At 53.1% G+C, this 13348-nt stretch carries 10 protein-coding genes; 2 read left to right on the top strand and 8 right to left on the bottom strand.

What is annotated here, in order from left to right:
• Positions 1-290: 290 nt before the first annotated feature.
• Together BN3772_RS14180 and BN3772_RS14175 are read right to left on the bottom strand one after the other, a co-directional pair.
• Complete coding sequence (locus tag BN3772_RS14180) at positions 291-1247, bottom strand: 3'-5' exoribonuclease YhaM family protein (RefSeq protein WP_042200182.1); 957 nt, start codon at positions 1245-1247, stop codon at positions 291-293.
• 217 nt (positions 1248-1464) lie between these two features.
• Positions 1465-3726 (bottom strand): FMN-binding protein, encoded by a 2262-nt coding sequence (locus BN3772_RS14175; protein WP_042200181.1) that lies wholly within the window; start codon positions 3724-3726, stop codon positions 1465-1467.
• 496 nt (positions 3727-4222) lie between these two features.
• On the opposite strand from BN3772_RS14175, the gene hemH reads away from it, so the two are divergent.
• Entirely contained in the window at positions 4223-5263 is a 1041-nt protein-coding gene (hemH, locus tag BN3772_RS14170) for a ferrochelatase (RefSeq protein ID WP_042200180.1), read from the top strand.
• Between the two features lie 122 nt (positions 5264-5385).
• Here hemH and BN3772_RS14165 read toward each other — a convergent pair whose 3' ends face one another.
• Positions 5386-5838 (bottom strand): IDEAL domain-containing protein, encoded by a 453-nt coding sequence (locus BN3772_RS14165; RefSeq protein ID WP_042200179.1) that lies wholly within the window; start codon positions 5836-5838, stop codon positions 5386-5388.
• A gap of 278 nt (positions 5839-6116) precedes the next feature.
• Between BN3772_RS14165 and BN3772_RS14160 the strand changes: the two genes are divergently transcribed.
• On the top strand, positions 6117-7133 hold the full coding sequence (locus BN3772_RS14160; RefSeq protein ID WP_052380504.1) for a serine hydrolase domain-containing protein: 1017 nt from the start codon (positions 6117-6119) through the stop codon (positions 7131-7133).
• A 302-nt stretch (positions 7134-7435) separates the two neighbouring features.
• Here BN3772_RS14160 and BN3772_RS14155 read toward each other — a convergent pair whose 3' ends face one another.
• The 5 genes from BN3772_RS14155 to BN3772_RS14140 are packed head-to-tail and all read right to left on the bottom strand — an operon-like array spanning position 7436 to position 13331.
• Entirely contained in the window at positions 7436-9241 is a 1806-nt protein-coding gene (locus tag BN3772_RS14155) for an adenine deaminase (protein WP_425280439.1), read from the bottom strand.
• Positions 9242-9284: 43 nt separating this feature from the next.
• Positions 9285-9419, bottom strand: coding sequence for a hypothetical protein (locus tag BN3772_RS31530; RefSeq protein ID WP_280114389.1), 135 nt, complete (start codon positions 9417-9419; stop codon positions 9285-9287).
• Positions 9400-10632 (bottom strand): pyridoxal-phosphate-dependent aminotransferase family protein, encoded by a 1233-nt coding sequence (locus BN3772_RS14150; protein ID WP_042200176.1) that lies wholly within the window; start codon positions 10630-10632, stop codon positions 9400-9402. Before BN3772_RS14150 ends, BN3772_RS31530 begins: the two co-directional genes overlap by 20 nt.
• A 21-nt stretch (positions 10633-10653) precedes the next feature.
• The gene (locus BN3772_RS14145; RefSeq protein ID WP_042200175.1) at positions 10654-11940 is read right to left on the bottom strand and encodes a Zn-dependent hydrolase; all 1287 of its coding nucleotides are present in this window, start codon (positions 11938-11940) and stop codon (positions 10654-10656) included.
• On the bottom strand, positions 11937-13331 hold the full coding sequence (locus BN3772_RS14140; RefSeq protein WP_042200174.1) for an allantoinase: 1395 nt from the start codon (positions 13329-13331) through the stop codon (positions 11937-11939). The genes BN3772_RS14145 and BN3772_RS14140 overlap by 4 nt, the downstream gene beginning before the upstream one ends.
• Positions 13332-13348: the final 17 nt, after the last annotated feature.

Genomic DNA, 13348 nt, shown 5'->3' with positions numbered 1-13348 from the left:
TTCATTCGCCCATTTCACTCCATATCAGCGAAATCAGAGGCCTTTTTGCCCTTCATTCGCCCATTCCGCTCCATACTAGCGCAATCAGAGGCCTTTTTGCCCTTCATTCGCCCATTCCGCTCCATACTAGCGCAATCAGAGGCAATTTTACCCTTGGCTTCTCACACTTTCCCCCTTCTCTCCCTTTCCCCGGCCGATCCGCATACCAAAAAGCAGGTTCCCCCGAAACCGGGTGAACCTGCTTTTTGATTCGGCTGCACGCCGAAGCTATTTCCAGCTATTCCAGCTGTCTACAGCTTCAGCCGGTATACCGCCTTATTTTCCAGTCCTCTGATAAAAGGCGTCCATTCCTCTGTTTCCGGCGTCGTATCGAGCGCATCCTCAACCATCTGCAGCTTGGCATCCATCGCATCGATATGATGCAGCGCGACTGCTTCGGCCGTCTGCGGCTGCACGGGACTGCCCCATTCACCCAGATTGTGATGGGAGAGGACGAGATGCTGGAGCGCCAGCACCTTTTCCGACTCCAGCTCAATCCCTGTGCGGATAGCAGCCTCGGTTATCCAGTTCGACGCCATAGAAATGTGGCCGATCAGCTTGCCCTGCACACTGTAGTCTGAGACAATCCCGAAGCTTGAGATCATCTCCTCCGGCTTGGCGATATCATGCAGAATGATTCCTGCCCGCATAAGATCAGGATTCAGGAACGGGCGCTGCTTGCACAGGAATTCACCGATTTCCAGCATCCGCACAATATGGTAAGCCAGTCCGGCGTAGTAGGCATGATGATATGTTTTGGCAGCCGGATAGTGCATCAGCTTTTCCTCAACCTTACCTACACAAAAGGCAACAATTGCAGCAATTTCAGCATCGCGGATACTGGACATTGCCCCTTTAATCGTATGCAGCAGGTCCACCGGCCGGAGCGGAGCAGAACGGATAAACTCAGTCAGGGACACGCCGTCCGATTCCTCCGCCAGCCGCAGTTTGGTAATCTTAACCTGCAGCTTTTCACGGTAGGTGTGGGCAATCCCGCGGACCTTTACCAGCGCCATCGGAAAAAAAGTCTCCTTGTCCGTAGTACTGGCATCCCAGAACTTGGCGGAGATCTGACCGCTGGAGTCACCTAATACGATATCAAAATAATCCTTTGGAGGAGTGCCGTTCGTTTGTTTGATTGCCAGCTCTCTGAGCAGATAAAATCCGGTAAATTCTTCCTGTGGAGATAGCTGTTTGATAAGTGTCATGTTGGAGCCTCCCGTTATTAACAGGCTAACACCTGCTGTATATAGTAAACTTTAGACATTGTCTGTGAAATCCCTTTAACTACTATACGAATCTCATACTGAAATATGCCGCAGTTACATTAAGTCTACTATAATATACCCGAATAATACACCAAAAGGGGCCGCCCCCCGCCATTTGCACGGCTGAGGGCAACCCCTTGCTTATACTGGTTAATGCTTACTTGCCTGCTGCTTCAAGAGCCGCTTTGATAGCTTCTACCGCTTTGGCAGAAACGGCCTTTTCAGCATCGTTAGCACCGAATGCCGCTGCTTTGTACCCGTATTTATGCAGGCTGTTGCCGGTCGAAGTGGACTCAATCTCACTCTTCACCGCAAGCTGGGCGGCTGTCAGATATTCCGGAGTCTTCACTTTACCGTTAGCATCCAGATAGTACACAAGCATTGCTACAGGAACATTGTTCTTCACAGTAACCATAACGTTTACGGATTTATCAGTGCTTGCACCGATGAAAATACCGTTAAAGTATGCTGCTTTGTGCGCTTCTTCAACTTCAGCTTTACCGTAAGCTCTGTCTACTGCCGCTTTCAGTGCGTTGCTGCTGCTTGTTGCGCCGGATACGGCATCAACCTGCTGCACACCTTCTCTTGTACCGGCAGCAAGGAAGCTTGCTGTCAGCTGCGGGATCGCCTTTTGCACTTCTGCATAAGCGGCTTTGCCCAGGTCTACCATGTTCATGCCCACGCGGGACAGTACTACATTTACGATCTTTCCGTTACGCAGGGTAACGTCTGCTTTGTTGGTGCCTTTATCATAAGCATCACCGTATGCAGTGAATGTGCCGTCTTTGTATTCGCCTTGTACCTTGGATGCATTAACCAGAGCGTCTGTCAGTGCTGCTCTTGCTGCAGCGGAGAGAGCTTCCTGGCCTGTAACATCAGCCAGTGCTGTGCCTTTATCAAGCAGGCCTACCTTCAGCTGGTCAACCAGTGCTTTTTGCTCTGCAGTCAGTTTGGCGTCTGCAATCAGCTTGCCGTCAGTGCCAAACAGGCTCAGCGTAAGGCCGGTTACTTCATCTGCTTCAATATCAACCAGCAGCATGATTTGGGACTGGTTATCCACACCTGCAAATTTACCGTCGAAATATTGTCCTTCGGAAGAGACCTTAAGTGCTTTATCGAATGCTCTTTCTACAGCCTGATTCCAGCCGTGGCTGCTCTCGGTAGCACCGGAGATACCGTCAACCTTTTCATCGTAATTAGCAATATAAGAGCCGTTGGCAAGCAATTTAGCAGTCATTGGGGCGTTTGCTTTTACCACTTCGGCATAAGCAGTTGCACCTCTGTCAATAAGGTTGGTGCCAAGTCTGTACAGCTTAACATCCACCAGCTTGCCGTTACGGATTACGATATCCGCCTTCTCTACGCCTACGCTTCTTGCTGTACCGTAGGAAGAATAGAATCCGTCAACATAAGCGGAAGTGTTGTTGATTACAGCGTTCTGCTCTGCATCCCAGAATGCGTTGATTGCAGCTCTGGATTCCACTTCATAGCCTGGAACCGCCTGTGCGGAGGAACCCTTAGCCAGAAGTGCAGGCGTGATGGCTGCGATTGCAGCGGTCTGCTCTGCAGTGTAGGTTTTTTCGTCTACGAAATCACCGGCAGCAGTCAGCGGATACAGCTTAACCGCAGTAAGGCTGTTCTCATCATAGCTTGCAAATACAGCGTATTTGCCTTCCGGGTCGATACCCATGTGGTCACCTGCAAAATATGTAGCGTCAGCAGGCTTCACTTCCAGCGCTCTGGCAAATGCTCTGTCAATCGACAGCTTCCAGCCGTTGCTGGTGCGGGTTGCGCCGGATACGGCATCCACTGCTGCTGCGCCGTCTCTTGTTTTGCCGAGCAGCTTATCCTTCATCAGGCTGTAAGCAGCCCATACGCCGCTGTAGTTATCGCGGACATTGCGGTCGATCAGCTTAGGGCTGGTTCTCATCAGTTCAAGATCAGCAATTTTACCGTCCTTGATAGTAACCTTAGCGCCTTCTGTTCCCTTGGAGTAAGCATTGCCGTAAGCAACATAGACTCCGTCTTTATAGACGTTTTCTTTAACGGTTACAGGTTTTGCGGTTGCAACCGGTTTAGCTGTTGCTTTAGCAGTTGCTGCCGGTTTGGCAGTTGCCGCAGGCTTTACTGTTGCCGCAGGCTTAGCAGTTGCCGCCGGTTTAACTGTCGCTTTTGGTGTTGCAGCAGGCTTTTCTGTTGCTTTTGGCGTTGGCTTAGCGGTTGGTTTAGCTGTAGCCTTTGGTGTCGGCTTCGCAGTTGGTTTAGCAGCCGGTTTAGCTGTAGCTGCCGGTGCCGGTGCCTCCTCCGAAGCGGCCGATACGGCATCCACAGTCAGCTTCAGTGCCGGTACATTAATAGTGTAAGCAAATGGCGCAAGCAGCAGGGCTGCGCTGATAGTCAAAGAAAATAGTTTTTTCAAGGCGTGCTCTCCTTTACCTAATCCCCAGTAGTATATAGCTTTTTAATACGATCCTCCTGCCAATCCTCTACCTGTCCTTTCTTACGAAGAACAGCCTGTTTCTTCATAAGAGAACATCCCCCCTCTCCCAATCGTTCATGACCCGTTTCCTCTGTCTTTAGATGCTGGCTGCTTTTGTCTGCTATTGCCGGATGCATAAGGTGAAAAAAATCACATAAAAGGTGAATTAATTCACATAAATTTTCAAAACCTCAGTGAGGTGATTTCTGGCTTGATGGTAACAAATCCCGGCTTCCTTTCTCTGTATATAAAATCACACACCCTATAAGAAACATCACTATTTGCCCTTAACATGAAAAAAATATTTCAACTAACTCTCAAAATCTCCCATTTCCTCCGTCTTATGATAATCCAATGATTTTATGTATTGTATGCTTGACGATATGTGTGATATTTTTAAACGATGTCATGTTTATAAAAAGGAGCAACCGCCACAATGAACCAGCCGTTAATCGGAGTCATTCTCGCCCAAATCGGAACACCTGATGCGCCAGACGCTAAGGCTGTGCGCCCTTATCTGCGCAGATTCCTGTCGGACCGCCGGATCATTGATTATCCTCCCCTGCTCTGGCAGCCCCTGCTGCGGGGTATCATTCTGCGTGTACGTCCGCGAAAGTCTGCCGCACTCTACAGCTCCATCTGGCACAAGGACGGATCGCCTCTGCTCCTGCACTCGCAGGCCCAGAAGAATGCCCTGCAGATGCTGCTGGGCAGACGCTTCCGGGTTGAGCTCGGGCTCGCCTACAGTGAACCGGGAATGAAGCAGGCCGTGGCGGCACTTGAGACTGCCGGAGTACAGCGGATTATAATCGTCCCTTTATTCCCGCAATACTCTTCTACAACTACTGCATCTGTCTACGATGCCGCCTGCTTCGCCGCGCTTGGCAGAAACAGCGCCTCAGGTCCGGTAACGAAACGCTTCGTTCCAGCCCTTCGTTTTATAGATACATATTATAATGCACCGGGATATATATCAGCTATGAAGCAGCATTTGCTCAGACAGCTTGCGCTATCAGATACAGCGCCTGATTTCGCGGTACTTTCCTTTCACGGAATCCCCCGCAGATATGCCGAGACAGGCGATCCCTATCCTCAGCAATGCCATGAAACGGCCCGCCTGCTGGCAGAGGCGATGGGCTGGGAGCCGGACCGCTGGCAGATCAGCTTCCAGTCAAGGTTCGGCCGGGAGGAATGGGTAGGCCCTTCCACTGAAGAGGTGCTGAAAGGTCTGGCCGGACGGGGAATCCGGAGGCCGGTGATTTTCTCACCGGGCCTGGTGACGGACTGTCTGGAGACGCTCCATGAGCTGGCTGTGGAGGGGCGTGAATTCTATGCTTCAGGCGGCGGAGACGCAGAAGGCTTCCTCGCTGTCCCTTGCCTTAACGACAGCCCGGAATGGCTCGGTTTTCTGGCCGGTATGGTCGAGGAGAATGCCAGGGGCTGGCTGCCGGATGCCGGGCCGGTGAATTTCCACTAATTCTTTTCTCCGAAAAACCCCACACAAAAAGCCGCTGCCTCCGTCAATACAGCACGGGAGCATGCGGCTTATGATAATAGATCTTCAAGAATCTAGGCTTAAATTCAGATAGACAGCCAGGCTTAAGCGGTCAATTGTTTGAACTTTGTAGTCAATTCCTCGAACCACACTTTATCCTGCATAGACAAGGCTAAATCAATCAGTTCAGCAATTTCGGCTGGCTGCAGATCAGGAGTATCATTGAAGCTAATCTCTGCTGTCGCTGTTGCCGCACCCTCTGCCCCTTCCGCAAAATCGTAAGAGAATCTGAGCTTAATGTCACTCTCCATAAACTCATTACGGAGGAAATACAGCACCTCGCACATCAGAACCGGTCTGACATGATTTTCGAACACGCAATCCATAACCTTTGCCCAGTACTGCTGGTTGCTGAGATGCAGCTTATCATTGGTTAGCAGATATTGCTCACCCTGAAAATCGTTAACAAATCTGAGCTCAACAGGCTCCATTTTGAAGATGCCGGCAATTTGCTTCATTGTGATATTCACAATGTCCTGTGTTCCTAATCTGATCATCTCATACACCCCGTTCCGTATATTTAAACTTACAGCATTATGTCTCGTAGTCAGCAATTTCAAACCAATTTTAATTAATTTAAAAGTATTATCGTCCATTTCTGCAGGATTGTTAATGTTTTTTATTATTTTCGACAACAAAATGTTTCAAATTGTGATAAATCGGTTAATATTATCGCCTTTATGACAGAACTGTAACCATTGGAGCTGTTTGATGCAGGGAAAGGGCAATTCGCCATGGAAATAACTGTTAGCACATATATTATGGAGGCGGCACAATGAACAGTTTGCGGCTCAAGGATTCTTTTACAGCGTTTAATGACATTAGCCCCGGAATCGGTGTAATCGCTAACCTAAAAGGTACAATAGTCTATCAGGATACCCTCGGTCTCGCGAGCTGCGAGCATAGGATACCTCTGCAAATGGACAGTGTCTTCAATCTGGCCTCTGTCTCCAAGCCGTTTACCGGCATGGCTATTCTTCAGCTTATGGAACGGGGCGAACTTTGCGCCAAGGATAAGCTGACCCGTTTTATACCGGAGCTGCGGCATTATGCGGGAGAGGTTACTGTCTACGAGCTGGCCCACCACTCGGCAGGGTTAACAGATTACAATGATCTTTTGTGGAAAAAAGCGCGCCAGAACGCCCTGCACTCTGACAACGCCGAGATTCTCAGCCTACTTACACAGCAGGAGCAGCTCCGCTTCACTCCGGGCAGCGCATTTGAATATTCCAACTCCAACTATGTGCTGCTGGCACTGATTATCGAGCGGATAACAGGCTTGTCTTTACGGGACTACCTGAAGCAATATATATTCGGGGTCATCGGCATGGAGAACACCACGGTTTTCAATGAAGAACAGCCGGTTATTCTTAACCGTGCTTACGGATATGAGCAATGCGGAGAGAACTGGAAATGCAACTACACGGATACGCTGGCTACCGGTTCAGCCAATGTCTTTTCTTCCTTAGAGGATATGAAAAAGTGGGATGATGCGTTATACGGCAATCAGCTGCTGGGAGAGGAGGCAAAGCACGCTCTATTCGCTCCCGGCCTGGACTCATCCGGCAAGCCTTTAACAGAATATTGGGGCGGCTACAGCTACGGGTGGATGATTCAGGAACGCTGCGGCGCCAAAACCATCTGGCATACAGGCGGTGACGCAGGCTTCCGGAGCATTATCGTAAGGTTCTATGAACAGCAGTTCAGTGTGATCCTGCTCAGCAATGCGGCCAGCCTGAATTGGTCAGAGACTTATTCGTATATTGAACGTTTATATGGTGAGTTTCGTTAGACAGGAATCTCAATATAACCTAAATGGAAAAACGCAACCTAATTCTCCGAAAATGCCCTCTAACAGGAAACTAAGTGGAAAAACGCAACCTAATTTCGCCATAATTACCTCCGCGCGTTAAATTGTCCGAAATAGATGGCATTTTTCCGACTAATGGTCGCAAACAACGCAAAAAACCGAAATTAAGCAGCGAAAATCCAACTATATCTGAGTTATAAAAATAAGCTATTAAAAAATGCCTCCAGACCGGAAACCGGCTGAAGGCATTTTCTATACTATGGAGTTATTTCAACAGGAGCCGGTCAGCAGAATAAAGGCACCAGCTGAATGCCGTCTTCCGGCGAGATCCGCACCAGACCCTTATCGGAAATCCGCAGCGTCGGGATAACGGCAAGCGCCAGCAGGGACAGCGTCATAAAGGCGTAGTTCAGCGTGCAGCCCGCATCATACAGCGCTGTGCTGATGGCCGCGGACTGGGCCGCCGCCACTTCGAACGGCTCTGCGGACATCAGTCCGGCGATAGCCAGCGGGAATAACGTGGTTCCTGCCGCCGTTATTACAGCTACACCGCCTTGGGCTTCTGCAACGGCAGCGGCCGCTTTTGCCATCAGAGCATCGTCGTTACCGATTACCAGCACATTGTGGCTGTCATGGGCAACGGTCATCGCAATCGCTGCAGGCTCATGGAAGCCAATTCCATCAACCACTCCGACGGATTTGTTACCGGTCCCCTTATGCCGCTCGAACACGGCGATTTTGCAGAGGCCCCCTTCGATCTGCAGCTCACTGTTCTCAACAGGCAGCTGAACGATCAGCTCCTCCGTCTCCACATGGTTCTCAATAACCTTGATTACCCGGGTAGCCAGGCTGCCCGACTCTACGGGAGCATGGATGATGAAATCCTCAGGCACCGGCAGCTGCTGCAGATGGACAGAGGCGCGTACCTCTTCAGGATAGGTATAAACCGGTAGATCAGCCGTCATAATGCCGTTCTCAGCCACCACTACACCGGCCGCAATGGTCGTCACTACGTTCACATCAGCCAGATTTCCGTCCAGCAGAATAATATCCGCGCAGGAGCCCGGCGTAACCGAACCGATATCACGGGCCACCCCGAAGCGTTCGGCAGTGTTAATCGTAGCCATCTGGAAGGCGGTAACCGGCTTAAGCCCTTGGGAAATCGCATGTCTTACGACAAAATCCATATGTCCCTCATCCCGCAGCGACTCCGAGCTCCGGTCATCGGTAACGAGCATCATCCGGCGCGGGTCAAGCCCATGCTCTGTATGCGCAGCAATCGTCTTGGCTACGTCATGCCAGGCAGAGCCGCGGCGCATTTTGGCGTACATTCCCAGCCGCACTCGTTCGATAACATCCTCTGCCGTTACACATTCATGGTCACCTGTAACGCCCGCAGCAGCATAGACCGGAAGCCTCCAGTCGCTGGACGGCCAGGTGAAGTGCCCGTCAACATATCGTCCGGCGCGCAGCGTCGCCTGGATTTCACCGATCATTTTGTCATCCCCGTAGACAACACCCGGGAAATTCATCACCTCACCGAGGGCAATAACATCTTTTCCCCAGGTGTAGGCCTCTGCAATCTCAGCCGGTCCCAGCGAAGCGCCGGTTGTTTCGAATTCGGCACCTGCAGACGGTACACAAGACGCTACCTGCATGTAGGCTGCAAGCGGCGTGCCGCGCATCTCATCCAGCATCAGCTTAATGCCCTTCAGCCCGAATACATTGGCAATTTCGTGTGCATCAAAGAATCCGCCGGTCGTGCCCAGCGGCAGCACTGCCCGGGCAAATTCCGTTACCGTCAGCTGTGTACTCTCAATATGGCAGTGGCCGTCAAGCAATCCGGGAGCGATGTATTTGCCTGCCGCTTCGATAATCCGGGTATTCCCGCCGATTGTATGGGAGACATCCTTACCGACATAAGCAATGCGCCCCCCCTGTACCGCAACAGACATGCCCTCCAGTATTTCACCGGAAACCACATTGACCAGCTTTCCTCCCCTGATTACCAGCGATGCCTTCTGATCTCCGCGCGCTGTAGCCACCAGCTCAGGCACACAATCCGCCAAAGGCTTTCTTTTGAATGTCATGACTTCCACTCCCTCCGGTTTGCTTATATTTTAATAAAAACGGCTATGCCGCCCCTTGAGGGACGCTAGCCGTTTCCTGGGTGAAGCCGGGACAGTCCGGATTAGCCGGACTGTCCGCAAGCATCATAATCGTATTTCTCCAGTTGCCGTTCAGAAGATTATCTACCTTTTGGCTCATATACGTCAAGTGCCGCCTGAACGCCAAGTCCGGGGGAAAGATCGCAGCCATGCCGTAAAAGTGTTGCCTCAAGCGCTCCGAGTACACGCAGCACATTATTTTTACGGCAGCTGAACCCCATTGTGCCGATACGCCAAATTTTCCCTTTTAGCGGACCAAATGAGCTGGCGATCTCAATCCCGAAATGTTCAAGCAGCATGGTACGCACAGACTCTCCGTCAATCCCATCGGGAATCAGCACGCAGGCCACCACGGTCAGCTTACAATCCGGATCACCATATAGTGTAAGCCCCATCGCCGTAAGTCCCGTAACCAGCGCCTGCCCGTGCAGGGCATGCCTCTCATGCCGCGCCGTAAGCCCTTCCTCCAGCACCAGCCGCAAGCCCTCCCGCAGCGCATAGAGCATTGAGGTCATCTCTGTATGATGATTCAGCCGCTGGGGGCTCCAGTAATCCTGAAGCATGCTTAAGTCAAAATAATTGCTGCGTACCGGCGGCAGCTCCCCTGCCTCGAAATCGCCAGTCCGGAGTCCGCGCTCAACCTGCTTGCGCTTCAGCAGCTTGGCTTCTGCCCGTTCATTATACGTAACCGGAGCCATTCCGGAAGGAATAGACAAGCATTTCTGAGTCCCGCCGATAACAGCATCGAGCATCCATTCATCCGTCTCTACAGGCACGCCGCCGATTGTAGCCACAGCATCGACAATCAGCAGTGCATCCTGCTCCCGGCAGGCCCGCCCGATCTCAGCCAGCGGCTGCATCCGTCCCGTAGACGTTTCACCGTGGACAATAGCCACTACGTCCGGCTTGAAGCTGCGGAGTGCAGAGATCACTTCCTCCGGTGCAAACACGCTGCCCCATTCTTTCTCTATCGTATACACCTCGGCTCCGCAGCGTTCCGCGATTTCATGCAGCAGATGGCCGAACCGGCCAAAGACCGGAATAAGCACCCGGTCGCCCGGTGCAATCAGACTGACCATTACAGCTTCGATGCCGGAACGGGAAGTGCCGTCAACCGGAAAAGCCCATTTATTGTCTGTCTTAAACAGCTCGCGCAGCATCTCCATCGTCTCATTCATAATATCCGTAAATTCGGGATCAAACTGGCCCAGCACCGGAAAAGACATTGCCCGGAGTACACGCGGATCAACCTCAACCGGCCCCGGGGTCATAATACACCGCAAGGACGGCGACAAATCTTCATACCGCTTCATGCAAACCTCTCCCTCTGATGTTCAGCTTTCTTTATAGGCAAGCTCATATAATACGGCAGTAAGCAGATTCAGCCCGGCAGCCAGCTCCTCCGGTGAAGAATACTCCTCCGAAGAGTGGCTGATGCCTGCCCTGCTCGGCACAAAGATCATTGCCGTAGGGCACATAGGGGAAAAGAGCTGGGCATCATGGCCTGCTCCGCTCACCATACTGCGGAAGCTCCTTCCTTGACGGCGTGCTATATGCTCAAGCTGCCGATTTAATCCCGTGTCCATAGGCGCAGGAGATGTAGCCAGGGTAGCTGTAACCTGTAAGGTAAGCCCACGCTTCGCGGCAAGCTCTGCAAACACATCCAGAATGAAGGAACAAAAGTGCTCCAGCGCCTCAGCCTCGCTATGCCGGATATCGAGTGTAAACTGCACTTCCCCCGGTATAACATTTGGAGTCCCCGGTGCCGCCTCCAGCTTCCCGCAGGTAGCTACCAGCGGATCACCGGCTGCAATTGCCGCCTGCTCCATTGCCAGCAGCATCTCCGCAGCTCCGGCAAGCGCATCACGGCGCAGTCCCATCGGTGTGGTGCCGGCATGGTTGGTGCTGCCGGCAACCTTTACACTATACCGCCGCTGTCCGGCGATTGCTTCTACGATCCCGATATCCAGCGCTGCTTGCTCCAGCACAATGCCCTGCTCGATATGCAGTTCAACAAATGCCCCGATATCCTCTCTGAGGGGCGTCCCCCCTCCTGCATCGCCGGCTGCGGCTGCAGCCCCGCGGTCTTCCGGCCTGCACGCTAGTCCGCAGCCCGACATAGCTGAAGCGATTGTCACTCCCGCAGAGTCAGCACACCGCGCTGCTTCACTTCCGTCATACAGCCCGGTCACATTGCCCGAGCCCCAATAGGCAAGCGGAAAGCGGCTGCCCTCCTCCTCGCAAAAGGCAACGGCCTCTATCGTCCGCAGCGGCTGTCCAAAGTTCTGTATCAGGTAGTGGAGCGCAGTAACAGCAGCAGCAATCCCATAGGCACCGTCATAATGTCCGCCGTTCAGCACGGTATCGATATGAGAGCCTGTTAAGATGACTTTAGCGGCCGGCTGCGAGCCTGGAAACCTTCCGTAGACATTACCGACTCCGTCCATCCTGACCCCCATGCCGAGCGCAGCCATTCTCTCCTGCAGAAACCGCTGTGCCTGCAGCCATTCCGGGGTGTAGAGGAGACGGGATACCCCCGGCCCCGGAGCACTGAAGGCGGCAAGCTCCTCCAGCAGCTCCATCATCTGCTCCGCCGGAACGTTAATAGCCGGCGCACTCATCGGGAGAACCGCCCTTCGTTAACACGCAGCCATTCACCGCCGTCTTCAGCAAGCAGTCCGTCCTCTGCAGTGTATACCACGGACCCGCGGCTAAGAGTTGCTATGACTTTACAGGACAAAGTCATACCCGCATAAGGACTGTGCTTATGGCGGTACAGGAGATCTTCCGCCTTGAGCGTGTAGGAACAGTCAGGGTCCAGCAGCACCAGATCAGCATCCAGTCCCGCAGCAATTGAGCCCTTGCGGTGATCCAGCCCGAACCGCCGGGCCGGCTGCTCCGCCAGCAGCGCCGCAATCTGTGTAACCGGCAGGCCGCGCTTAATCACACCTTCATGGAACATGAGCTCCAGGCTGCTCTGCGCCCCGGAGATACCGCCCCAGGCTTCAAAGAAGCTAAGGCCCGGATCAAGCTTCAGCTCCGGCGGGCAAGGGGAATGGTCAGAGGCAATCAGCTCAATGCGCCCGTCAGCCAGCACCTGCCACAGCTTCTCCTGCTCCCCGGGGCTGCGCAGCGGCGGTGCGCATTTGGCCAGCGCACCCAGCTCCTCCAGACTGCTCTCATTCAGAACCAGATAATGCGGGCAGGTCTCCGCCGATACATCGAGCCCGCGCAGTTTCGCTTCATGGATCATGTCAATCGCTGCCGCCGTGCTGATATGCACAAAGTGCAGCCGGCAGCCCGTACGCTCACTATACAGCAGTGCTCTCGCCACTGCTTCAAGCTCAGCCTCCGCCGGACGGGAGGCGGCGAAGTCCCGTGCACCGGTCCGCCCGCGGCGTACAGCGTCGGCAGACAGCGTTGCCGTCATCTCCTCACTCTCCGCATGCAGTGCCAGAATCCCCCCAAAGGCGGCAATCCGCTGCATCCCCTGATAGAGGGTATCATCATCCACCTCACGGAAGCGCCCTTCCCCTTCACCGCCGGGATTGGAGATGAAGGCTTTGAAGCCGGTGACTCCGGCGGCAGCCAGTTCCTCCAGCTCCTCCAGATTGCCGGGAACAAGTCCGCCCCACAGTACATAATCAACAGCGGAGTTCCCGGCTGCCGCATCAGCCTTGAGCTGGAGCGCAGCCAGATTTACCGTAGGCGGATTGCCGTTAAGCGGCATATCCGCATAGCAGGTGCAGCCCCCGGCAGCCAGCGCCGCCGAGCCGCTGCGGAAGCCTTCCCAATGTCCAAAGGACGGCTCATTGAAGTGGACATGCATATCAATCATACCCGGCAGAACATACAGCCCCTCTGCGTCGATGATCCGGGTGTCCGGAAGAGCCGGAAGCCCCCCGCCTATTGCAGCTATTTTCCCGTCTTTTACTGCAACATCCGCCTTGACTACTTCTCCGGGCAGCACAACATTCCCGTTCCTGATGATAAGCTCATATGATTCCTTCATGGTCCGGTCACCTCCGC

It is taken from the genome of Paenibacillus camerounensis, from assembly GCF_000723885.1.
Taxonomy (GTDB): Bacteria; Bacillota; Bacilli; order Paenibacillales; family Paenibacillaceae; genus Paenibacillus_AQ; species Paenibacillus_AQ camerounensis.
This window is presented reverse-complemented; position numbering and strand designations above follow the sequence as displayed.